Here is a 22,125-nt window from a genome sequence, read left to right as displayed (position 1 = left end):
AGAATGACCGCAACATTACCCGCAGGTCTGCAAAGTTTTTCGCTGGCCGGCAAACTGGCATTGATCACCGGCTCCAGCGGCGGCATCGGTCTCGCGCTGGCGCGCGGCCTGGCGGCTGCGGGCGCATCCATCGTGCTCAACGGCCGCGATGCCGTCAAGCTGGCCAGCGTTGCGGCGAAGCTGCGCGAAGAGGGTTATACCATCCACGAGTCTTCATTCGACGCCACCTCGTCGGCATCGGTGGAAGCGGCGGTGGCGAAGATTGAAGCCGATATCGGCCCGATCGAGATCCTGTTCAACAACGCCGGCATTCAACGCCGCGCGCCGCTGGAAGACTTCAAGGAATCCGACTGGAACGACCTGATCAGCACCAACCTCAACAGCGTTTTCTTTACCGCCAAGGCAGTCGCCCAAGGCATGATCAAACGCGGCCGCGGCAAGATCATCAACGTCTGCTCGGTGCAGAGCGAACTGGGCCGTCCGAACATCGCACCGTACACTGCCACCAAAGGTGCGGTGAAAATGTTCACCAAGGGCATGGCGATCGACTGGGGCAAGTACGGCCTGCAAGTCAACGGCCTCGGTCCGGGCTACTTCAAGACCGAGATGAACATGGCGCTGGTCGCTGATGAAAAATTCTCCGAGTGGCTGATCGGCCGTACGCCGTCGCGCCGCTGGGGCGACGTCGAAGATCTGGTCGGCGCGGCGGTATTCCTTTCCAGCGACGCCTCGAAGTTCGTCAACGGTCACATCCTCTACGTCGATGGCGGCGTGACGGCAACCTTATAAAAAACAAGGACAACATCATGCAACAAGGCATCGTCATCCACGCGCCGCACGATCTGCGCGTACAGGAACTGGAAACGGCTGAACTGCAACCGCATCAGCTTAAAGTCAAGGTCAAAGCCGGCGGTATTTGCGGTTCAGATCTGCACTACTATCACAACGGCGGCTTCGGCACCGTGCGCATCAAGGAGCCGATGGTGCTCGGCCATGAAGTCTCAGGCGTGATCGCTGAAACCGGCTCCGCCATTGGCGACATCAAGCCGGGCACGCGCATTTCCATCAGCCCGAGCAATCCTTGCGGCCTGTGCAAATACTGCCAGGAAGGCAAACACAATCATTGCCTCGACATGCGCTTCTACGGCAGCGCCATGCGCATGCCGCACGTGCAGGGGGCTTTCCGCCAGGAGATCATCATCGAGCGTGCACAGGCGCACGCCGTCGCCGACCACGTCACCGACGGCGAAGCCGCCATGGCGGAGCCATTGTCGGTCGCGTTGCATGCGGTGTGCCGCGCCGGTCCTCTGTTCGGCAAGCGCGTACTGGTCACCGGCTGCGGTCCGATCGGTGCCTTGACGGTGATCGCTGCGCGTCGCGCAGGCGCCTTGCAGATCGTGGTCACCGACGTCGCCAAAATGCCGCTGGAAAGCGCGCTCAAAGTCGGCGCCGACCAGGCCATCAACGTCGTCCAGGACGCCGACGCGCTCAAGACCTTCACACAAGACAAGGGCACTTTCGACGTGCTGTTCGAAGCCAGCGGTAACGAGCAAGCCCTGCGCGGCGCGCTCGATACGTTGCGTCCCGGTGCGGTGATCGTGCAGGTCGGTCTGGGCGGCGACATCAACTTCCCGGCCAATCTGCTGGTCGGCAAGGAGCTGGAATGGCGCGGCGCATTCCGCTTCCATGAAGAGTTCGCGCTGGCGGTGGAGTTGATGAACAAGAAGCTGGTCGACGTCAAGCCGCTGATCTCGGCAACTTATCCGTTCGAGAAATCGGTGGAAGCGTTTGAGATTGCCGGCGACCGCTCGAAGATGATGAAGGTGCAATTGAGCTTCGATTAAGATTTCGGCAATTGTGTAGACCGAGGCCGCTCAGATGAGCGGCTTTTTTTATGCCTGCAGTGAGAAAAAGCGCAAATTCCCCGCGGCAATTCGGATGGATTGCACTACTTAAAAGATACTCATTAGCTTGTTGTAGACATGCATCACTAAGGGTTTTCCGCTATACCTCTACGGATATGACGTAAATATAATCCGCCCCATGTTCGACAGGGCGCCCTACACCTACAATTCCGGGGCAGCACCTTCCATTTACGGGTCGTCACCACACGATACCGCAGGCGTTCAATCGAACGATAAAAAGAAATCGAACATACCTACCTATCCATCCACATCAGGGGACTTCATGAAAAAACACGCACTCGCCCTGGCGGCTCTGGCTGCCTTGACGTCGACTATCGCCACTACCGCCCACGCCCAAAGCAGCGTCACCGTCTACGGCGTCATCGACACCAGCCTGACCTACACCAGCAAGGTCGGCGCCAACAACGGCAGCCGTTTCAGCATCGACTCCGGCGATCTGACCACATCACGCATCGGTTTCAAAGGTTCGGAAGATCTGGGCGGCGGTTTGTCGGCGATCTTCAATCTGGAAAACGGTTTCAACGCCGATAACGGCGGCCTTGGTACTGCCAACGTCCTGTTCGACCGCAAATCGGTGGTCGGCCTGAGCGGCGCCTTCGGTACCGTCACCATTGGGCGCCAGACCGATTACCTCGAAGATATCGGCTCCAAGTACACCTCGGTGCAGACCTTCGGCGGCAATGGCACCAAGGGCGGCCACTTCAACAATCTGGATCGCACAGCAGGCGGCGCGCGTACCGACAATTCAATTCGCTATGACACCGCTAACCTGAGCGGCTTCACCGGCAGCCTGTTCTACGGCTTCGGTGAAGTGGCAGGCAAGACCTCGGCAGGTCAGGCGTTCGGCTTTGCCGGCAACTACGCCAACGGTCCGTTCGGCATCGGCGCTGCTTACTACCAAAGCAAGCTGGCGGCGGATGCATTGCCGGCCCGTGCAGGCGACACCAACCTGAAGACCTTCACCATCGGCACCAGTTATCAGGCCGGTTCGGCCAAGTTGTACGCCGCCTGGTCACAGACCAAGCAGCCGGCTGCTGCCGCTGTTGCATCGACGGGGCTGGTGCAGATTATTACTGCGACCAAAGCCAACATCTTCGACGTCGGCGTGGACTATTCGATTACCGGCAATTTCCACCTGCTGGGCAGCGTGATCTATGACCGTGCCAACATCAACCGCGTGACCACCGGCAAGACCAGGGTCTCGACGACACAGTTGAACGTGGGTGTGGACTACTACCTGTCCAAGCGCACCGACGTCTATGCGCTGTACACCAATCAGCGCGCCAGCGACACCATCAATCCCGGTGTCGTGAACGCCGCGTACTCATCGTCGCCTGCCGACGACAGCTCGCAGAACGTGGTGCGTCTGGGTCTGCGCCACAAGTTCTAGTCGCATCTGGCAACTGCTGTAAAGATCTTGAGGACATAAGCAGCAATCGAGAATGGCAGGTACCGGGGCATCCGGTCCTGCCATTTTTCTTTGCCTGCTGTCTGTCGCTACTTGCGCTTGCTTGTGCTTATTTGCGCATACTTACTCTCATTTGCCGATGGTGATCCACTTGCCATATTTCGCCACCTGCGCCTCGTCGAAGTTGAAACCCAGCCCCGGCGTCTGATGCAGGATCACGTTGCCGTTGCGATGCTCCAGCTGGCGATCGATCAGGCGGCGGAAGTTCAGCACCTGGTCGTCCCAGAAGAATTCCACATAGCGCGCATTCGGCGTTGCCGCTACCAGCGGCGCGTGCACGTCATGGAACCAGTGCGGGCACATGATCTTGCCGTAACTGGCCGCCGTCGCTGCGATGCGTCGCCATTCGGTGATGCCGCCGCAGACCACTGCATCGGTCTGCAGAATCGCCGCGCCGTCCTTGTCCAGCAACTCCTTGTGATACCAGCGGCCATAGCCGATTTCGCCGGTGGCGATCGGCACGCGCGTGAGCCTGGCGAGCTTGGCGTGGCTGTCGATGTCGTCCGGCGAGAACGGTTCTTCGATGAAGTAGGGATCGTATTGTTCGATCCGGGTCACGTGCTGCAAGGCTTCGGTGACGTCGCCCCAGCCGTTGTTGATGTCGAGCATCAGTTCGATGTCCGGGCCGATGGCTTCACGCGCGGCACGCACGCGGGCTTCTTCTTCCTTGGGCGACAGGCGGCCGGATTTCATCTTCACCGCCTTGAAGCCCTTGTCGACATAGCTGGCCATTTCATCGCCCAGCATCTGCGGCGTCTTGCCGTCCAGGTAGTAGCCGCCGCTGGCGTAGGCCGGCACTTCATCCAGATGCACCGCACCCAGATATTTGTGCAGCGGCAGTTTGTGGGTGCGCGCATTGAGATCCCACAGCGCGGTATCGAGGATACTGAGTGCGCGCATGACGGTGCCGGCGCGTCCTTGCAGCAAGGCTTCCTGGTACATCGCCTGCCACAGGCCTTCGACGGCATAAGAATCCTTGCCGATCAGTACCGGCGCCAGCAATTGTTCGACTGCCGCGGTCAGGATCGCGCCGCCGGTGCTGCCGACGTAGCAAAAGCCGATGCCTTCGACGCCGTCGGTTGAGCGCACCCTGACCAGACCGTAGTGACGCGACGACACCGTGCGCGTGGCGAATGAGGTAACGCGGTCGAGAGGTACTTCGGCGAAGCAGACTGAGATGGATTGAATGATGGGCATGCTTGTTTCCTCCTGATTGATCAATGAATGAGTGCGCTGCACATCACGATCGGTGCAGCGTCGGGCACATTCTGATTGACGCCAATCGATGAAAACAGTACGTTCCGATATCTTGAAAAGATAATTATTCTATTGATCAGGCGAAGATCTGATGCCCGCTTAGCTGCCTGAGCTGCTTGAGCTGCCTGAACGGGCTTACCTAAAGGGAGGGACACCATGGATTCACGTTTTCTGCAAAGCTTCATCCACGTGGCCGAACTCGGCTCCATCGCCGAAGCCGCGCGCCGGCTTGACCTCACGCCCGCCGCCGTGGCGCAGCGCGTCAAGATGCTGGAGGAGGAGATGGGCATGAGCCTGATCCGCCGCTCCGGACGCACCGTGGCGCCGACCGAGGCGGGTGCGCGCATTCTCGAGCGCGGCCGCAAAGTCTTGCGCGACATCCGCGATCTGCGCGACGACCTCAACGACAGCTCCGACCTGTCCGGGCAACTGCGCCTGGGCGGTGCGCCGACCATGATGCTGGCGGTGCTGCCGGATCTGGTGTCGCAGTTTTTGAGCCGGCATCCGCAGGTGGACACTTATCTGGAGCCGGGCACTTCTGCCACGCTGTTTCGCAAAGTGGTCGACGGCGATCTGGATGCGGCATTGCTGATCCAGCCGCTGTTCGAGTTACCCAAGAGTTGCGGCTGGCACACCATGCGAGAGGAGCCGCTGGTGTTGCTGACACCCGCATCGATGAAGGTCACGGACGTGCACGCCACGCTGGAGAGCGAACCCTTCCTGCGCTACGACCGAGGTACCGTCGGCGGCCAGTTTGCCGATGCGTATCTGCGCCAGTACGGCATCCGCACGCGTCAGCGCTGCGAGCTCGACGGTCTCGATTCGATTGCGGCACTGGTCGACCGCGGCATCGGCGTGTCGCTGGTGCCGGCCTGGCTGGCGGCGCGCGGCAACAATCTGGCGCTCAGGCGCTGGCCTTTGCCGCATCGCTCATCCAAGCGCATTGTCGGCATGATCTGGACGCGCACCTCGGCGCGGACGCGGCTGGTGAGTTCTTTTCTTGAACTGGTCAAGAAGTGGAAAGAGGCCAAATAGGCCGCCGACGCGTGTCAATTGAAAAGATAAAAATTCTATTGATTGACGCAAGCAGAGCATAACTATTCTCCTGCCCTGATCGCGCAATACTGGTGGCCATCAGCAATGCGCTGTAGATCAGGAGACCAATGCTATGTCCACTTCACTTACCCCAAAGCTGCGCGGTGTGCTGTCGCCGGTGCTGACGCCTTTCGAGGCCGATGGCGCGCCGTCGTTGCCGCGCTTTATCGAACACTGCCGCACCTTGCTTAATCACGATGTCGGCCTGGCGATCTTCGGCACCAATTCCGAAGCGACCTCGATGAGTGTGAAAGAAAAGCGGGCCTTGCTCGACGCTATCCTTGCCGCAGGCATGCCGGCTGCACGCATGATGCCCGGCGTGGGCGCCTGCAATCTCGACGACACCGTTGACCTTGCGCGCCATGCGGTTGCGGCCGGTTGCGGCGGCGTGCTGATGTTGCCGCCGTTTTTTTACAAAGGCGTGAGCGAAGAGGGTTTGTTCCGTTCGTTTGCAGGGATGATCGATGCCGTCGGCGATGCGCGCTTGCGTGTCTATCTGTATCACATCCCGCCGGTAACGCAGGTCGGCATCAGCCTGTCGCTGATCGAGCGTTTGCTGAAATCCTTCCCCGGCATGGTGGCCGGCGTCAAAGACAGTTCCGGCGATTGGGACAACACGGCGGCCATGTTGAAGGAATTCAGCAAGGACGGTTTCGATGTATTCGCCGGCAGTGAAACCTGTCTCGTCGACACCATGCGTCATGGCGGGGCCGGCGTGATTTCCGCCACGGCCAACGTCAATCCGGGCGGCATCGCAGGTTTGCTGCGCGACTGGCAGCAGGACGATGCCGACGCCAGGCAGACGGCGTTGAACCAGGTGCGCGCCACCTTCGGCCAGTTTCCGATGATCGCGGCGATGAAGGCGGCCATGGCATCGGGACTTAACGATCCGGTGTGGAACAAACTGCGGGCACCGCTGGTGGAACTGGACCGTATTCAGCGCGAGACATTGCTGCGGCAACTTGATGCGCTGAGCTTCCAGCTTTATCGCGGACAGGTGGAGGAAGCTGCGGCAAATTGAATCAAGGCATCAGACATTCATATCGAACAGCATAAAAAAGAGCGGCGATGCGACTGCGTGAATGAAACACAGCGCCACCGTCGCCGACGATACAACAGGAGACAATATGCAACCCAACACCACGCTGGCTTCGGCCGCGCACAATGTATCGAATGCAGCATCGGCATCGCAAGATGCCGCCAATGCAGTATTCAAACGCGCCGCCTGGCGCTTCATCCCTCTGCTGTTCGTCAGCTACGTCGTGGCTTACCTCGACCGCGTCAACATCGGTTTTGCCAAGCTGCAAATGCTTAGCGATCTGCAGTTCAGCGACGCCGTGTATGGCCTCGGCGCGGGCTTGTTCTTCCTCGGCTATTTCCTGTTTGAAGTGCCGAGCAATCTGCTGCTGCACAAGCTCGGCGCGCGCCGTTGGATCGCGCGCATCATGATTACCTGGGGCGTGCTGTCGGCAGCGACCGCCTGGGTCGATTCGCCGATGATGTTCTATGTAATCCGCTTCTTGCTCGGCGTGGCGGAGGCAGGTTTTTTTCCTGGCGTCATCCTGTATCTGACCTACTGGTTTCCCTCGCATCGGCGCGGCCGCATGACGGCAATGTTCATGGCCGGCAATCCGGTGTCGGGCATCGTCGGCGCGCCGCTGTCGGGTTACATCATGTACGCCTTCGGCGGCACCATGGGCATGTCGGGCTGGCAATGGCTGTTCATCCTGGAAGCGATTCCGGCGGTGATCCTGAGTATCGTGATTTATTGTTATCTTGACGACCGTGTGGCTGATGTCAAATGGCTTAATGCCGAAGAAAAAAATCTCATCAAGAACGAGATCGATCTGGACGCACAGGTACGCACGCATAGTTCCGTTAAGAGCGTCATGCTGTCGCCGCGCGTCTGGCTGCTGTGCCTGATTCTGTTTGGCGTGATCATGGGCTCGTATGCGATCGGCTTCTGGCTGCCGAGCATCATTCGCAGCGCCGGTATTGCGGATCCTTTCCACATCGGTCTGCTGGCGATGATTCCTTACACTGCCGCGCTGATTTCCATGCTGCTGGCCAGCCGCAGCGCCGATCATTTCCGTGAACGCCGCTGGCATGTGATCGTACCGGTGCTGGTCGCCGCCATCGGTTTCAGCATCTGCGCCATGAGCGAGAACCAGATCGCACCGGCCCTCTCCGGTCTGAGCCTGGGCGCCATGGGCGTGGTGACGGCGGTGGCGATGTTCTGGGCGTTGCCGACGGCTTTCCTTGGGGGCGCCGGTGCGGCGGCGGGGATTGCGCTGATCAATTGCACCGGCAATCTGGCGGGCTTCGTCAGCCCCTCGGTGATCGGCTGGCTGAAGACGCAGACGCATTCGGTGTCGTCGGGATTGTTCTTCGTTGCCGCGATGCTGGCCTTGTCGGCGGTGCTGGTGCTGAGCTTCATTCCGGCCAAGGTGGTGAATCGTTAAATCCGGCTGGAGCTGAAATGAAAAAAGCCACGTTCCGGAGAACGTGGCTTTTTCTTGTTGCGGGTACGGCTGCTTGATTAGTGTTTCAATGCCGGCGCTTTCGCACCGCCCTTGCCGAACACCAGTTGCACCACAACCGCCACTGCAATGTTCAGGGCCAGCGCGATCAGACCGGTGTACATGGTGTACGCATCAGCGCCGATGTGGAAGGTGTGCACCGGCTTGATGCCGTCTGCATACGCCAGCCAGCTGCCGCCGATGATGCCGACTGCCCAGCCGGTCAGCAGCGCATTGGCGCCGAACCAGCCGATGAACAGACCGAACACCAGTGCCGGGAAGGTTTGCAGAATCCACACGCCGCCCAGCAACTGCAGATCAAGCGCAAACTTGGTCGGCAGGAACAGGATGAACACCAGCGCGCCGAACTTGACCACCAGCGACACCATCTTGGCGACCTTGGCTTCGCCTTCTGCCGACACGTTCGGATTCACGTACGGTTTCCAGAAGTTGCGGGTGAACAGGTTGGCTGCGCCGATCGACATCACTGCCGCCGGCACCAGGGCGCCGATGGCAATCGCTGCGAAGGCAAAGCCGCTGAACCAGCTTGGGAACATGGCGTTGAACAGCGCAGGAACGATGTCGTTGTTGGCTTCGACCTTGACGCCCGCTGCATAGGCCATGTAGCCCAGCAGCGCGATCAAGCCCAGCAGTACGGTGTACGCAGGCAGGAACACGGCATTCTTGCGGATCGTGTCGGCACTCTTGGCCGCGAAGATGCCGGTCAGAGTGTGCGGATACATGAAGGCCGCCATCGCAGAACCCAGCGCCAGTGTCGCAAACGGCAGGAACTGTGCAGGCTTCAGCGTCAGGCCGGTCATGCCGCCTTTGGCTGCAAACGCCTCGCGTGCCGAGTTGAACACGATGCCGTAGCCGCCGAGCTTCATCGGCACCAGCACCACCGCCACCAGCACCACGATGTAGATCATCAGGTCCTTGACGAAGGCGATCAGCGCAGGTGCGCGCAGGCCGGCCGAGTAGGTGTACAGCGCCAGGATCACGAAAGCCGCCAGCAGAGGCAGTTCACCGGTGACGCCGAGCGCCTTGATGACGACTTCCATGCCGATCAGTTGCAGCGCGATGTAAGGCATGGTCGCAACGACGCCGGTCAGAGCGATCGCCAGTTCCAGCTTGCGCGACTTGTAGCGGCCGAACACGACGTCGGCAGCGGTGACGTGACCGGCCTTGTGTGCAGCGTGCCACAGCTTCGGCATGATCAGGAACACGATCGGATAGACCAGGATGGTGTACGGCAGCGCGAAGAAGCCGTAAGCACCGACCGCATATACCAGCGCCGGCACCGCGATCACGGTATAGGCAGTGTAGAAGTCGCCGCCGACCAGGAACCAGGTAATCCAGGTGCCGAAGTTACGGCCGCCCAGACCCCATTCGTCGAGGTGAGCGCCCTTGTTTGCTTTGCCGCCGCTTTGCCAGCGCGAGGCCCAGAAGCCCATCACGGTGACCAGCGCAAAGAAGAAGATGAAGACGCTGAGTGCCGTCCAGTTGATGGAAGAGGAGTTCATTATTCGACTCCCTTCTTGAGACCGTCTTTATAGACGATCCAGATGATCAGCGCGGTGAGCGGAACCCACATGAACTGATACCAGTAGAAAAATGGAAAGCCAAACAGTGCGGGCAATTCGTCGTTGTAAAACGGGACCCACAATAGACCAATGAACGGCAACAGGAGTAAGAGCCGCATAGAAATTCTCCTCAAACTTTTGGTGGAAGGATTGTTATTAAAATTGCAGCGCAATTATAGTGAGAATCTCCCGGCTCTGTTTGCGGCGCGGCATTTTTCAGTGATTTGTCAGGCTCCGAAAGCCGCTATGGGCCTTGGTTTACCGGATTGAAAGATTTTTGACTTGCTTTTGCAATGCAATAAACGTCGCAGTATAAAGGGTTAAGAAAGATGTTGAAAATAAGTAATTCGCTTTTTTGTCAGTTAATAGTCAGCTTAAAAAATGCGTAAAAAGGCCGCCGGAAAAAGTCGGCGCCCGACTTATTCAGGTTGAACCGTTTCAGCTTTTGCTGCTGAGTACCGGCTTGTCATAAACGTGCAGGTTGCGCAGGCAGGTCTGCACTGCCTCCTCAAATGAATGCACCACCTCGTGCGTGCCTTCTATGGCGTTGTCCTGCAACTGCAATTGCTCAAACGGATTAGCGATCTGCAGCACCAGTTGTTTCACATGCGGCAGGCGCTGTTCCATCTGGATCAGCGCTGCTTCGATCTGCGCCTGTTCCTTTACCGGCTCGATACTGACCAGGCAGAACATGGCGACGATGCCGGGTTTGACATCGGCCGGCGGCGCCTCGCCCATTTCAGTCAGCGTGACGTGGCGGCCGTCGATGTTTTGCTTGCGCAGGATGCGCACCAGGATTTCCGCCGCCAGTTCGTCGCCGGCGGAACCCGCGCCGATGCCCAGCACGATGGTCCCGGCCGGCACGTCGAAAGAACCTTGCGTGCCGCCGATGATGGCTTCGCGGCGACGGCGCAACTGGCGTCCGATGTTGACGTCTTCCAGCATGGAGATGCGGGTGTATTGCCGCCACCACTTCGGATTTTCACCGAGCGCTTCGATGACGGAAGCGATGGCGGTGCCGACTTTCAGTTGTTCGCTCTTGCTGATCGCATTGGCGTCCAGATCCGCTCGCGCCAGATGCAGTGCCGGCACCACCACCGAGTCGCAATAGGCGGCAAAGGATTTACGTTTGAGGATCTGGCGCGCGCTGGCGATGATTTCCTGGGTGTCGCCGGAAAGGGCGCGCTGATAGAAATTCTGCGGCAAGGTGAGTGCAGGGATTTCGCCCAGCAGGATTTCAAACATGTTGAGCGCGCGGAAGTATCTGCCTGCGACCACCAGGCACAAGGTCAGCGGCGTCGACAGCACCAGTCCGACCGGCCCCCAGATCCAGCTCCAGAAGATCGCCGCAATCACCACCGACAGCGGCGACAGGCCGGTGGTGTGGCCGTACAGCTTGGGTTCGACCAGTTGCGCGAACACCACTTCGATGATCAGGAACAGCATCAGCGTCATCACCGCCAGCGACCAGCCCGGTGAAATCGCCGCCGCCAGCAAGGTCGCGCAGAAGGCCGCGATCCACACGCCGACATAAGGAATGAAGCGCAGGATCGCCGCCATCGCACCCCACAGCAAGGCTTGCGACAAACCGAGGATGCTCAGGCCTATCCACACCAGTACGCCGACGCCGATGTTGACGGCGAACTGCGATACAAAAAAGCGCGACAGGCGCTCGCCGGCGTCATTGACCGCAATCGTCGTGGCGCGCAGGTCATTGCCGCCGGCCAGGCGGATGAAGCGGTCGCGCAGCGCTTCGTGCTCCAGCAGGACAAAGATCAGCACTACGAAGACGATGCCGGCCGTTTCCAGCGGCGGCCATACCGAAGATGCAATGCGCGTCAGCAGTTGCAGCGGCTTTTGCGGCGGCGAATGGATTTCGACCGGGATCGGCGTGTTGCTGCCGGCGCGCAATGCCGGGGCGGTGCTTGCAGAGCCGGCTGCTCCGGGCTCTTTCTCATCGGACAGGTGATCGATCCAGCGTCCGGCCTGTCCGTTGAGTTCGCCGAGTTTTCCCAGTGTCAGTTGATCGAGCAGGCTGACCTTGCTGCGGATGGTGTCGGCATATTGCGGCAGGCTGCTGCCGATGCGCACCACCTGCACGCCGATGACCAGGCCGACGGCAGCCAGCGACAAGGCCAGCGTCACAACCGCGACGCCGACTGAGAGGGTCTGGCCCAGGCCGATCTGCCGCAGGCGATGGATGAAGGGCGTGATCAGCAGGCTCAGGATGATGGCGAGCGTGATCGGGATCAGCACGTCGCGTCCGAAATAGAGCAGCGCAAGGACAGTTGCTGTCGCGAGGATGCCTGCAACCTGATTGGATTGACGCCGTGGTTCTTGTAGACTCGACAAGGGAAAGACCTCAGGAATGATTAAAGTGACAAGATGGGGGAGGGCGATTGCCGCAGGTGACCGCGCGCCGGTGTTTTCCTTTCGCCAACTTTATCACGCGCAGCCAATTGCACGGCGGTCCATCGCGCTGGCGGCTGAACGGACATGATGAGAAATGAGCGGCGAGGAAAGCTCCCCGCTGGCCGGCTTTTCAAAATACTATGCTGCTGGGACCACTTTTCTATTTCAATCAGGAACCATGTCCGACACAGATAACCTTGCAACAGGCAAGCGAGCGCGGTTTTTTATTGCGGCCATGGCACTGGCGATTTTAGTTCTGGAACTGTGGGGCATTACCTACAGCCGCAAGGCGGAGGTCGAGGAAAGCACGGCCTCCATCTCCAACGTCACGCGCGCCCTGGCGCAGCATGCGGAAGACACGCTCAAAGAAGCCGACATCATCCTCGCCGACGTTCTTGAGCGATTGCCGCGCGACGGCGTATCGCCGGAAGGCGATCAGCGTACGCATCAGGCACTGCGCGCGCGACTCGCGTCCTTGTCGCAAATCGATGGCGTGTACGTGTTGGATCAGGATGGCTATCTGATTCTGACGTCGCAGGAAAAGCTGGACAAGGAATTGAACGGACGCGACCGCGCCTATTTTCTCTACCATCAGAATCACACCGATCTGGAAAGCCACCTCGACACGCCGATACAAAGCAGATCGACCGGGCGCTGGGGATTCACCATCAGCCGCCGCTATAACAAGCCCGACGGCAATTTTGGCGGCGTGGTGGTCGCCAACATCGACATGGGCTATCTCGAAAAATTCTATCGCACCTTCGACATCGGCAACGCCGGCGCGATCGTCCTCGTGCGCACCGACGGCATCATGCTGTATCGCCGTCCGATGCGTGACGAATTCGCCGGCAAGAACATGGCCGGAACGGCGCTGTTCCGCGAATACCAGTCCAATACCTTGTCCGGTTCTGCGCTGATCAAATCGTCTCAGGACGGCGTCACGCGCGTCAATGTCTATCGCAGCGTCGCCAGTTATCCGTTGTTTGTAGCAGTTGCGATGTCCGAGGATGAACTCCTGGCCGACTGGCGGCGGGAGTCGCTGCTGCATGGCGGCAGTGTTGCGCTATTGCTGATTGCCTTGCTGTATGCAGGCAACAAACTGATCACGCAAGTGAGCAATCGCTCCAGAGCGGAAACTGCCGCGTTAGACGCACAGGCCAAGGCCGAACGATTGAGCCAATCGCTGGAGCAACTCGCCCTGCAAGATGAAGTGACCGGCTTGCCGAATCGCCGTCAATTCGACGCACTGTTGAAGGGCGAGCTGAATCGCGCCAAGGACACGCAAGCCACAGTGTCGATCCTGATGCTGGATATCGATCATTTCAAAGTGTTCAGCCATCTGTACGGTCACACCAGCAGTGACGATTGCCTGCGCGCCATTGCCGTGGCCATCAACGCGAACTTGCGGCAGTCCGCTTACATCGCTGCGCGTTATGGTGAGGAGCAGTTCAGCGTCATCTTGCCGAACTGCACTCAGCCGTTGGCGGTCGGACTTGCCGAAAAACTGTGCGAGGCGATCCATGCCCTTGCGATTCCGCATTGGGAAAGCGACGAAGGTGTAGTGACCGTCTGCATCGGCGTGAGCTGCCTGGATTCGGTAGACGACAACGATCTGAGCGCCGACCTGATCCGTTCAGCCGGCCAGACACTGAGTACGGCGCAGCAACGCGGGCACAATCAGGTCGCCAGTTTTTCGTTGCCGAAAATCACGAACAAATAAGCAACACTCGATAGCGTCGAGATATCGCGCATTGTATCGCCAGCGCCTGCAGTTTTGTGTGTTCTCCGCATGCGTCCTCTCCTTGCGAGTACGCGCAGTCTTGTGTTTTCTCTTTTTTCTTCCCGACGTTTTGCGCTCTTCACATGCTGTTGCCGATGCTGATTTCCCCATGGGAAATTTCGCTGTAAGGGATTTTCTTATTGTTGCGATGTTGTGCTTCATGTAATGCTTGTCTCCAACGCTTGTATTGCGGATGGCATCGCATGGCGGAGTTGCCGGGCGGCAGTAGCGGGCCGGTAAGGGGATGGAAAAAATCGAACACAAGATGGCGTATTCTCCCGGCAGACAGGGACGCGTACGCTTGGACAATACGGTTGCGTTGCTGCAGGAAAAGATGAGTCATCTCAAGAAAATCAATGTCGCCGATCTCCGCCTGGGCATGTTTCTGCATGGTTTCGACGAAGCCTGGATCAAGAATCCGTTCTGGAAGAGCAAATTCCTCCTGCGCGACTATACCGATCTGCAGGCGGCCTGGACATCCGGTATCGAAACTTGCTGGATCGATATCAGCAAGGGTCGCGACGTCAGCGTGAAGGCAGCGGAGGAAGCCGTCGAACTGCCTGAAGTGCAAGCCGAACCGGAAACCACCAGCTTCGATGAAGAACTTGAACGCGCCGCCATTCTCTGCAAAAGCGCGCGCGCCGCAACGATCTCGATGTTCAACGAAGTTCGTCTGGGAAATGCCATCAACGTCGAAGGTTGCTTGCCGCTGGTGGCCGACATCGCTGCATCGGTATTGCGCAACCCCGGCGCGCTGATCAGTCTGGCGCGCCTCAAGACCAGCGACGATTACACCTATATGCATTCCGTCGCCGTCTGCGCGCTGATGGTGTCGCTCGGCCGCACGCTGGGGTTTAATGAAGAAGATTGCAGAGAAGCCGGTGTCGCCGGTTTGCTGCACGACATCGGCAAGGTGTTGACGCCGTCCGAAATCCTCAACAAGCCCAGCCGGCTGAGCGACGAAGAATTCACCATCATCAAACGCCATACGGTGCTGGGCCATGCTTTCCTGACGCGCGACCAGAGCATTCCCGAGGCGGCAGGCGAAGTGTGCCTGCATCATCATGAGCGCATCGACGGCAGCGGCTATCCGGACGGCGTAAGCGGCGGCAAGCTTTCGCTACTCGCCCGCATGGGCGCGGTGTGCGATGTCTATGACGCCATTACTTCGAATCGCCCTTACAAGGAGGGCTGGGATCCGGCTGAGTCGCTGGCGCGCATGGCGTCGTGGAAGGGACATTTCGACCAGACTGTATTGTCGGCCTTCGTCAAAAGCCTGGGCATCTATCCTACCGGCGCGCTGGTCAAACTGAGTTCGGGGCGACTCGCGGTTGTCGTTGAGCAAACCAAGGCCTCGCTGACCAAGCCAGTTGTCAGAGTATTCTTTCGCGAAGAACCGCCGGGACCGATCGATGTGGAACTGGTGGACCTGTCCGATCCGCAAGTGAAAGACAGCATCGTCGGGAGGGAGTCGCGCGAGTGCTGGAATCTTCCGAGCCTGGAATCGCTCTGGGCCGGCCAACTGGCTGCACGCGATCATCTGGATCTGGACGTGGGGAAAGAGAAGCGCAAATAAAAACGCCGTCGGTGACACCGGCGGCGTTTTATTTTTTGCTGCAAACTCCGCGCTGTGTTGCGGAGTTTTTTACTTTTTATGCAGGCAGCGCAGGATAGTCGACATAGCCTTCCGCTCCGCCGCCGTACATGCCTTCTTCGCGCAGCGGGTTGAGCGGCTTGGATTCGCGCAGACGGCGCACCAGATCCGGATTGGCGATGAACAGGCGACCGAACGCCACTGCATCGGCCAGTTTGTCGCTCAGCACCGACTGCGCTTCGCTGCCGCTAAAGCCATTGTTGACCAGGAAGGTTCCAGGGAAACGGCTGCGCAGCGCAGCGTAGTCGAATGTCACGGCGCCGGCTGGCTGACGCGCGCCGCCGGTCTCGCCTTCGACCACGTGCAGGTAAGCCAGACCCAGCGGTGCGATCTGTTCCACCACATAGTTGTAGAGCGCTTGCGGCTGGCTGTCGAGCTTGGTGTCATTGAAGGTCGTCATCGGGCTCAGGCGAATGCCGGTGCGGCCGCCGCCGACTTCCTTGGCGACGGCTTGCATGACTTCGATCAGCAGGCGGGCGCGATTCTGAATACTGCCGCCGTACGGACCACTGCGGTCATTGACGCTGTCGCGCAGGAATTGCTCCAGCAGGTAAGTATTGGCGGCATGCACTTCGACGCCGTCGAAACCGGCATCGATCGCGTTGCGCGCAGCCTTGCGATAGTCCTCTACCAGACCTGGCAGTTCGTCGTCGCGCAGAGCACGCGGCGTCGATACGTCGGAGTAGCCGTCGGCGGTGAATGTCTTGGCGTTGGCGGCGCGGTTGGTCGACGACACCGGTGCTGCGCCGTCCGGCAGCAGCGAGCTGTGAGAGATGCGGCCGACGTGCCACAGTTGCAGCACGATCTTACCGCCGGCTGCGTGCACCGCATCGGTGACTTCGCGCCAGGCAGCGACTTGTTCCTGGGAATGGATACCCGGCGTGCCGATATAGCCTTGCGCCATCGGAGAGATCTGGGTGGCTTCCGCAATGATCAGGCCGGCGCTGGCGCGTTGGCGATAGTACTCAACGGTCATCGGACCCGGCTTCAGGCCTTCGATTGCGCGGCTGCGTGTCAGCGGCGCCATGACGATACGATTGGCGAGCGAGATGTCGCCCATTTTTACGGGATCGAATAAAGATGTCATGAATATATCCTTTTTGAAAATGAAAAAGACAGTGGGGGATCACTGTCTTTCAAACGGAAACCTGGAAATCAGGATCGCAGCATCGCGACTGAGTTCCATCATACCTTAAAATTAGACCGGTCGTCTAAAAGCAGATTCTTGCTTTTCGGCACTGCGACCTATGTGGAGACTGAGTCTGTCATTTCAACCCGGCGGAAGGCAACGATGGGGGGAACAGCGGAAGAGTGCAGGGGGAAGAAGAATAAAACCGGACAGACTGCGGCCTGTCCGGATTCATTTGAGTGGTACTTACCGCGCCGCGGACAGCATACGTTCGACATAACGCGCAATCAGATCGATTTCCAGATTGACCTTGCTGCCGACTTTCAGGTGCTTGAGTGTGGTGACCTGAATCGTGTGGGGGATCAGGTTGATGGAGAAGCGGCAGCCGCCGTCGACGTCTTCCACGCGGTTGACGGTGAGCGAGACGCCGTTGACGACGATCGAGCCTTTGTAGGCCAGGTACTTGCCGAGTGCCGCCGGGGCTTCGACGATCAGTTCCCAGGATTCGCCGACCGGTTCAAACTTGCGCACCACGCCAAGCCCGTCGACGTGGCCGGACACCAGGTGGCCGCCGAGGCGTTCTGCCAGGGTCAGGGCTTTTTCCAGGTTGACTTCACCAGGTGCATCGAGGCCGGCGGTGAGGTTGAGGCTTTCGCGCGAGACGTCGACGGTGAAGCCTGTGACAGTCTTCTCGACGACGGTCATGCAGGCGCCGTTGAGGGCAATCGAATCACCCAGCGCGACATCGTCCATCGGCAGCGGGCCGGCATCGATGTCGAGGCGTACGCCGGCGTCGGCGGTGTTGCCCAGAGGTTGAACGGAAGTGATTTTGCCGACAGCGGCGACGATGCCTGTAAACATAATGAAACCCAAATAAATTAACGGAACCGTGCAAGGATACGCAAATCTTCACCGATTTGCTTGATGTCGTGGAAGCGCAGCGGGATCTTGCCCGTAAGGTCGTCCAGCGCCGGCAGGTCGAACATGCCGCGGCCGTCGCCTAGCAGGGCGGGTGCGAAATACAGCAGCAGTTCGTCCACGCAGCCTTCGCGAATCAGGGAGCCGCTGAGCTTGGAGCCGGCCTCGATGTGGACTTCGTTGAGCTGGCGTTTACCCAGTTCGGCAATCATGCTGGGCAGGTCGACCTTGTTGCCGGCGTTGGGCAGGACAATGATTTCCGCTCCCTGATCTTCCAGTGCAGCAATTTTTGCGCGGTCTTCGCTGGCGGTGAATACCCAGGTGCCGCCGCCGGCCAGAATGTTGGCGGAAGGCGAGACGGTCAGCTTGCTGTCGATGACAATGCGACGCGGCTGGCGGGGCGTATCGACGGCGCGCACGCTCAGTTGAGGATTGTCATCCTTCACGGTGCCGATGCCGGTGACGATGGCGCAGGCGCGTGCGCGCCAGAAATGGCCATCGTCGCGCGCAGCTTGTCCCGTGATCCACTGGCTCTTGCCGTTGTGCAGGGCGGTCTTGCCGTCGAGGCTGGCGGCCGATTTCATGCGTATCCATGGCGTGCCGTGCCGCATGCGTTTGAAGAAGCCGATGTTCATTTCATAAGCGGCGTCCTGCATCAGGCCGGAGACCACGGCGATGCCGGCGGCCTGCAATTTTTCCAGACCTTTGCCGGCGACCAGCGGGTTGGGATCGGTCATGGCAGACACGACCTTGCCGAGACCAGCCTTGACCAGCGCATCGGCGCAGGGCGGCGTGCGGCCGAAGTGGCTGCATGGCTCCAGCGTCACGTAAGCCGTTGCGCCGCGCACATCGTTGCCGCGTTCCTGCGCATCTTTCATGGCCTGGATTTCGGCGTGGTTGCCGCCGGGCGGCTGGGTGAAGCCGGCGCCGATGATGCGGCGATTCTTGACGATCACGCAACCGACACGCGGATTGGGCGTGGTGGTGAACATGCCGAGTTCGGCCTGCGCCAGCGCCAACGTCATGGCTTGCTGGTCGTTATCGATGTCGATGGAATAGAGGGACTGGTCGGTGGACACGTTGGATGTAGGCGTTGTCTGTGTTGATGGTAATCGCTAATGGTTGTCGGGCGTGGCGCCGGCAGTGCTGCTGCCGCTGCTGGTACCGGTAAATCGGCAACTGGCGTCGTCCGCAGGATTGCACAGGCGGGCGCGTCCGGCGAGGGTGATGCGTACGACTCTTTCCTTGCCGTCGAGCGAAAACTGCCACGATCCCCACTGCGGCGTCAGCGCACTGAGGTTGCTGCGCGGTCTGCCGTTGCCATTGTAAGCGATGTAGGGATAAGACTTGTCGCTCAGCGTGGTAGCGACTTGCAAGCCTGTCGCGAGATCGTCGTGGCTATAGATCAGCTCGTCGCCGGCGTCGAATTGCGGATGGCCGTCGCCATTCTTATTGATGAATACCACCCAGCCGTTTTCCCAGCGCAGACCGTCGCGCGGCGCCAGATCGACGCGGGCGCTGCGCTGGAGGGCTTCGCTGCGCGCCAGATTCAGGGCAAAGAGGAACTGGCTCGACGCCGTGGCCACTTGGTGGCCTTGCAGGTAGGAGCGAAAGCTGGGAACACCGGCTGCCAGCAGGATGCCGACGATAGCGAGGACGACCAGCAGTTCGGGCAGGGTGAAGCCATTGGGACGAATTGAGCGTGTGAGCATGACGTGTTCCATCCTTTTACCAGCAGGCCGCAGGCGCTGATGCAGCCGGCAAGCCGGTCGCGCCTCTTTCACCACGACTGTTGAATGTCAGGGTGCCGCAGACTTCATCCTGAAAGCGGGTATCGACTTGCGGTCCGCCCGGTGCCGCCGACAACAGAACACAATGCTGGATGACGTCGCCGGAGCAGGCTGCCGCACTGATCTGGTAGCCGCTGCTGCCGGCTGTTCTGCCGGAATACCAGATGAACGCGCCCGTATTCGTATTGCCGGCGGTATATGCCTGATAGCTGTTGTAGCGAGAGAAGAAACGCTCTTGCTGCTGCATGGCTTGCATCAGCGCTGCGCGGGCTTCGGCCCGTTTTCCCTTGAGGATGACGTTTTTGTAAGACGGATAGGCGGCCAGCGAGAGGATGCCGACGATGCTGACGACGCACATCAGTTCGATCAGGGTAAAGCCGCGCAGATGCGATGCCATGTGGATGTTTGCTTTCATGGTGTGGTGCGGGAGATCTCCTGCCAGTTGCCGATTTCGCGCCAGCTCAGCCTGACGGGCTGCTTGTTCGTGCGTTCAGGATCGGTATCGATGGCGTAAATGGATTGCAAAACGACTCGCGTACTTTCGTGCATGCCGAAGCCGACGGCGGTGACGCGCAAGCCTTGCGGTGCGACCATGGCGTTGCGGGCTTTTCCGAGCGGGATCAGTTCGACCAGATAGCGCGGCGGGTGCGATGCGAGAGACGCTGCGCCGTAAGGAAATTGCTGTCCCGAATAGCGGCCGTATTCCACCCATGGCGCAGACACCAGTGCATCGGACATCGCCCACAGCGGCGTGTCGCCTGTCCGGCAGAGTCCCGCGAACGCACCCCTTTCATGGCAACTGCCGGCTAACTCGGGAAATGCATCGATCTGCCCGCGAGGACCGGAAACATCCAGCTCCGCATCGTGCAGGGCGGCTTCTGCCGCTTCAAAGGCGATCTGCCGGTCGCGATCGCTGCGCGAGGATTTTTCATTCATCAGCGACATGCGTGCTGCGGCCACGCCGAGCAGCATGACCGCGACCAGCATGACCAGGGCAATCAACAGGGACGCGCCTGACTGGCGATGGCGTCTCGTCATGGCGGCATGTTGCGCAGGTGAACCGTGGCCTGGAATAATCTGCGCATTCTGTGCGGCTGCCTGAGTTCCGTGATCGTGACGCCGGGATCGAGGCTGTTGCGATACGCCGGGCCAAAGAGTTCGTACATCGTTTCCGGCGCGTCATTGCCGCTGTTTTGTTCGCCGCGCACCAGCATGGCGATACGTACGGCAATCACCAGACGCCATTGCTGCACCGTCATTTGCGAGGCATTGCGATATTGCGTGACGGGGCCGTCAACGCTGTCGCCGATGCCGTACAGTACCTGAAAGGCTTCAACGCCGCGCGCAATAGCGGTGGAATTCCAACCATCGTTTTTGGTGAGGTACTTGCAGCGCAGCTCGGGCTCGCCCGCGCTGTCGGCCGCGACGTAGAAGATGCTCCAGCCGCGTTCGTCATCGGCAGCGGCGACCGAGGCAATTGCTGCTGCATTGGCCGGCGCAGCCACGGCGAACCCTGCGCAATTGAGAATGCTGCCGTCGGCCTTGTCCCCGATGCCGGAACCGAAATAGCGGGCTGCGAGCGCGTCGCTGCCGTAGTTGGCGGCGTTCGATTGCGGCGCCGTGAGCGCGCTCGTCTGGCTGCCGAGGCGGGCGTTGTCCAGGCCGCTGATGCCGGGTGAAAGTTGCGTCAGGTCGAGCGAAGTGAAATCGGTGAATACCGGGTGGTCGTAGGGCACGAAGTTGGCTTGCCGGATCGCGCGGCTGAGGACGTCAATCGCATAGCGTCCCGTGTCTTGCACCAGTGCGCCGTCGTGAACCGCAACGTAGCTGGACCTGGCTGCGTTGAGCAAGGCCAGCGAAGCGAGTGCGACGCCCATGCCGAGCGCCAGGGCGACCATCAGCTCGATCAGGCTCAGGCCGGTTTGTCGATGTTGAAGATGGGGATGCATTCAGATGGCGACGGCGATGGCGATATTCGGTACGGATTCCGGCTGGGGAGACGTACCCCCGTCGAATGTGGATTCTCTCGCCGACCAGCCAATCTTGATCACGATGGCGGCGTTGCCTGCCTGATCGCAAGACCACTGCAGTCTGTTCGCCAGCGCCGGATGACTGTCCCGGCAGACGACTGCTTTTGCTCGCGGCAACGCCTGCTGCAATTGCTGTTGCCAGGTTTGTACTTCCAGCGCAGCCATGGCGGTGGAAGCCGATGCCGAGACCGGAGTTGCCGCCGCCTCGTAGGAAAACAGATAAGGACTGTTGACCGACCGCGCCAGTTCAGGATCGGCGCGCATGAGCTCGGCCAGCGTGACGGCGAGCTGCGTCGCCGCAGTTTGATACCCGCTTTGCTGCGCCATGCGCAAGGCGTGCAATTGCATCGCGGCGACGCCGCTTGCACCCAGCGTCAGGATGACGATTGCGACCAGGACTTCGATGAGGGTGAAACCGCGTTCACGGGATTGTTTGCTGACTTCGTTCACATGGAATCGCATGGCGTGCTCATGCCAAAAGCCACGATTGTGAGGGAGTTTCAGCGGCGTGAAACGTGAAGCTGAACGTTACGAGTGCCGTAACGCGCAATTTCTCTGTTACCTA

General features: G+C 59.7%; 20 protein-coding genes. 8 read left to right on the top strand and 12 right to left on the bottom strand.

Features of this window, described 5'->3' with window-relative positions; translation table 11 throughout:
* Positions 1–3: 3 nt before the first annotated feature.
* The 3 genes from AC1RN6_RS04655 (at position 4) to AC1RN6_RS04645 (ending at position 3,315) form a co-directional block, all read left to right on the top strand.
* Entirely contained in the window at positions 4–789 is a 786-nt protein-coding gene (locus tag AC1RN6_RS04655; RefSeq protein WP_493003370.1) for an SDR family NAD(P)-dependent oxidoreductase, read from the top strand.
* Between the two features lie 17 nt (positions 790–806).
* Complete coding sequence (locus tag AC1RN6_RS04650) at positions 807–1,844, top strand: L-idonate 5-dehydrogenase (RefSeq protein ID WP_493003368.1); 1,038 nt, start codon at positions 807–809, stop codon at positions 1,842–1,844.
* A gap of 343 nt (positions 1,845–2,187) precedes the next feature.
* Positions 2,188–3,315 carry a porin gene (locus tag AC1RN6_RS04645; RefSeq protein ID WP_493003367.1) on the top strand — a complete coding sequence of 376 codons (1,128 nt, stop codon included), beginning with the start codon at positions 2,188–2,190 and terminating at the stop codon, positions 3,313–3,315.
* Positions 3,316–3,462: 147 nt separating this feature from the next.
* On the opposite strand, the gene AC1RN6_RS04640 is transcribed toward AC1RN6_RS04645, so the two are convergent.
* Positions 3,463–4,590 (bottom strand): mandelate racemase/muconate lactonizing enzyme family protein, encoded by a 1,128-nt coding sequence (locus AC1RN6_RS04640; protein WP_493003366.1) that lies wholly within the window; start codon positions 4,588–4,590, stop codon positions 3,463–3,465.
* A 216-nt stretch (positions 4,591–4,806) separates the two neighbouring features.
* Between AC1RN6_RS04640 and AC1RN6_RS04635 the strand changes: the two genes are divergently transcribed.
* From AC1RN6_RS04635 to AC1RN6_RS04625, 3 genes are all read left to right on the top strand, one after another.
* On the top strand, positions 4,807–5,685 hold the full coding sequence (locus tag AC1RN6_RS04635; RefSeq protein ID WP_493003365.1) for a LysR family transcriptional regulator: 879 nt from the start codon (positions 4,807–4,809) through the stop codon (positions 5,683–5,685).
* A gap of 133 nt (positions 5,686–5,818) precedes the next feature.
* A complete protein-coding gene (locus AC1RN6_RS04630; RefSeq protein WP_493003364.1) occupies positions 5,819–6,766 on the top strand; it encodes a dihydrodipicolinate synthase family protein in 948 nt (315 codons plus the stop codon).
* Between the two features lie 106 nt (positions 6,767–6,872).
* Complete coding sequence (locus AC1RN6_RS04625) at positions 6,873–8,207, top strand: MFS transporter (RefSeq protein ID WP_493003363.1); 1,335 nt, start codon at positions 6,873–6,875, stop codon at positions 8,205–8,207.
* Positions 8,208–8,284: 77 nt separating this feature from the next.
* On the opposite strand, the gene mctP is transcribed toward AC1RN6_RS04625, so the two are convergent.
* The 3 genes from mctP to AC1RN6_RS04610 all read right to left on the bottom strand — a co-directional run bounded on the left by mctP (position 8,285) and on the right by AC1RN6_RS04610 (position 12,199).
* The gene (gene mctP / locus AC1RN6_RS04620) at positions 8,285–9,787 is read right to left on the bottom strand and encodes a monocarboxylate uptake permease MctP (RefSeq protein WP_493003362.1); all 1,503 of its coding nucleotides are present in this window, start codon (positions 9,785–9,787) and stop codon (positions 8,285–8,287) included.
* The gene (locus AC1RN6_RS04615) at positions 9,787–9,966 is read right to left on the bottom strand and encodes a DUF3311 domain-containing protein (RefSeq protein ID WP_007877740.1); all 180 of its coding nucleotides are present in this window, start codon (positions 9,964–9,966) and stop codon (positions 9,787–9,789) included. Before AC1RN6_RS04615 ends, mctP begins: the two co-directional genes overlap by 1 nt.
* 319 nt (positions 9,967–10,285) lie before the next feature.
* A complete protein-coding gene (locus AC1RN6_RS04610) occupies positions 10,286–12,199 on the bottom strand; it encodes an AI-2E family transporter (RefSeq protein ID WP_493003361.1) in 1,914 nt (637 codons plus the stop codon).
* A gap of 238 nt (positions 12,200–12,437) precedes the next feature.
* On the opposite strand from AC1RN6_RS04610, the gene AC1RN6_RS04605 reads away from it, so the two are divergent.
* Both AC1RN6_RS04605 and AC1RN6_RS04600 read left to right on the top strand, forming a co-directional pair.
* Positions 12,438–13,979 carry a sensor domain-containing diguanylate cyclase gene (locus AC1RN6_RS04605; protein WP_493003360.1) on the top strand — a complete coding sequence of 514 codons (1,542 nt, stop codon included), beginning with the start codon at positions 12,438–12,440 and terminating at the stop codon, positions 13,977–13,979.
* Between the two features lie 304 nt (positions 13,980–14,283).
* Entirely contained in the window at positions 14,284–15,615 is a 1,332-nt protein-coding gene (locus AC1RN6_RS04600) for an HD-GYP domain-containing protein (RefSeq protein ID WP_493003359.1), read from the top strand.
* A gap of 76 nt (positions 15,616–15,691) precedes the next feature.
* On the opposite strand, the gene AC1RN6_RS04595 is transcribed toward AC1RN6_RS04600, so the two are convergent.
* From AC1RN6_RS04595 to pilV, 8 genes are all read right to left on the bottom strand, one after another.
* The gene (locus AC1RN6_RS04595) at positions 15,692–16,780 is read right to left on the bottom strand and encodes an alkene reductase (RefSeq protein ID WP_493003358.1); all 1,089 of its coding nucleotides are present in this window, start codon (positions 16,778–16,780) and stop codon (positions 15,692–15,694) included.
* Positions 16,781–17,068: 288 nt separating this feature from the next.
* Positions 17,069–17,683 (bottom strand): riboflavin synthase, encoded by a 615-nt coding sequence (locus AC1RN6_RS04590; RefSeq protein WP_493003356.1) that lies wholly within the window; start codon positions 17,681–17,683, stop codon positions 17,069–17,071.
* Positions 17,684–17,700: 17 nt separating this feature from the next.
* Complete coding sequence (gene ribD, locus AC1RN6_RS04585) at positions 17,701–18,819, bottom strand: bifunctional diaminohydroxyphosphoribosylaminopyrimidine deaminase/5-amino-6-(5-phosphoribosylamino)uracil reductase RibD (RefSeq protein WP_493003355.1); 1,119 nt, start codon at positions 18,817–18,819, stop codon at positions 17,701–17,703.
* A gap of 36 nt (positions 18,820–18,855) precedes the next feature.
* Complete coding sequence (locus AC1RN6_RS04580; protein WP_493003353.1) at positions 18,856–19,452, bottom strand: GspH/FimT family pseudopilin; 597 nt, start codon at positions 19,450–19,452, stop codon at positions 18,856–18,858.
* A 16-nt stretch (positions 19,453–19,468) separates the two neighbouring features.
* The gene (locus tag AC1RN6_RS04575) at positions 19,469–19,945 is read right to left on the bottom strand and encodes a type IV pilin protein (RefSeq protein WP_493003352.1); all 477 of its coding nucleotides are present in this window, start codon (positions 19,943–19,945) and stop codon (positions 19,469–19,471) included.
* Positions 19,942–20,568, bottom strand: coding sequence for a pilus assembly PilX family protein (locus AC1RN6_RS04570; protein ID WP_493003351.1), 627 nt, complete (start codon positions 20,566–20,568; stop codon positions 19,942–19,944). The genes AC1RN6_RS04575 and AC1RN6_RS04570 overlap by 4 nt, the downstream gene beginning before the upstream one ends.
* Positions 20,565–21,479, bottom strand: coding sequence for a PilW family protein (locus AC1RN6_RS04565; RefSeq protein ID WP_493003350.1), 915 nt, complete (start codon positions 21,477–21,479; stop codon positions 20,565–20,567). Before AC1RN6_RS04565 ends, AC1RN6_RS04570 begins: the two co-directional genes overlap by 4 nt.
* Positions 21,480–22,022 (bottom strand): type IV pilus modification protein PilV, encoded by a 543-nt coding sequence (gene pilV / locus AC1RN6_RS04560; RefSeq protein WP_493003349.1) that lies wholly within the window; start codon positions 22,020–22,022, stop codon positions 21,480–21,482.
* Positions 22,023–22,125 lie beyond the last annotated feature (103 nt).

Source organism: Herbaspirillum sp. GW822-FHT03A08 (genome assembly GCF_058801885.1).
This window is presented reverse-complemented; position numbering and strand designations above follow the sequence as displayed.

Coding starts and splice junctions, on each gene's coding strand:
- AC1RN6_RS04600 (WP_493003359.1), top strand. CDS start 14,284: ATGGAAAAAATCGAACACAAGATGGCGTATTCTCCCGGCAGACAGGGA.
- AC1RN6_RS04595 (WP_493003358.1), bottom strand. CDS start 16,780: ATGACATCTTTATTCGATCCCGTAAAAATGGGCGACATCTCGCTCGCC.
- AC1RN6_RS04650 (WP_493003368.1), top strand. CDS start 807: ATGCAACAAGGCATCGTCATCCACGCGCCGCACGATCTGCGCGTACAG.
- AC1RN6_RS04635 (WP_493003365.1), top strand. CDS start 4,807: ATGGATTCACGTTTTCTGCAAAGCTTCATCCACGTGGCCGAACTCGGC.
- AC1RN6_RS04575 (WP_493003352.1), bottom strand. CDS start 19,945: ATGAAAGCAAACATCCACATGGCATCGCATCTGCGCGGCTTTACCCTG.
- AC1RN6_RS04570 (WP_493003351.1), bottom strand. CDS start 20,568: ATGACGAGACGCCATCGCCAGTCAGGCGCGTCCCTGTTGATTGCCCTG.
- AC1RN6_RS04580 (WP_493003353.1), bottom strand. CDS start 19,452: ATGCTCACACGCTCAATTCGTCCCAATGGCTTCACCCTGCCCGAACTG.
- AC1RN6_RS04645 (WP_493003367.1), top strand. CDS start 2,188: ATGAAAAAACACGCACTCGCCCTGGCGGCTCTGGCTGCCTTGACGTCG.
- AC1RN6_RS04565 (WP_493003350.1), bottom strand. CDS start 21,479: ATGCATCCCCATCTTCAACATCGACAAACCGGCCTGAGCCTGATCGAG.
- AC1RN6_RS04605 (WP_493003360.1), top strand. CDS start 12,438: ATGTCCGACACAGATAACCTTGCAACAGGCAAGCGAGCGCGGTTTTTT.
- AC1RN6_RS04630 (WP_493003364.1), top strand. CDS start 5,819: ATGTCCACTTCACTTACCCCAAAGCTGCGCGGTGTGCTGTCGCCGGTG.
- pilV (WP_493003349.1), bottom strand. CDS start 22,022: ATGCGATTCCATGTGAACGAAGTCAGCAAACAATCCCGTGAACGCGGT.
- AC1RN6_RS04615 (WP_007877740.1), bottom strand. CDS start 9,966: ATGCGGCTCTTACTCCTGTTGCCGTTCATTGGTCTATTGTGGGTCCCG.
- mctP (WP_493003362.1), bottom strand. CDS start 9,787: ATGAACTCCTCTTCCATCAACTGGACGGCACTCAGCGTCTTCATCTTC.
- AC1RN6_RS04655 (WP_493003370.1), top strand. CDS start 4: ATGACCGCAACATTACCCGCAGGTCTGCAAAGTTTTTCGCTGGCCGGC.
- AC1RN6_RS04625 (WP_493003363.1), top strand. CDS start 6,873: ATGCAACCCAACACCACGCTGGCTTCGGCCGCGCACAATGTATCGAAT.
- AC1RN6_RS04640 (WP_493003366.1), bottom strand. CDS start 4,590: ATGCCCATCATTCAATCCATCTCAGTCTGCTTCGCCGAAGTACCTCTC.
- AC1RN6_RS04590 (WP_493003356.1), bottom strand. CDS start 17,683: ATGTTTACAGGCATCGTCGCCGCTGTCGGCAAAATCACTTCCGTTCAA.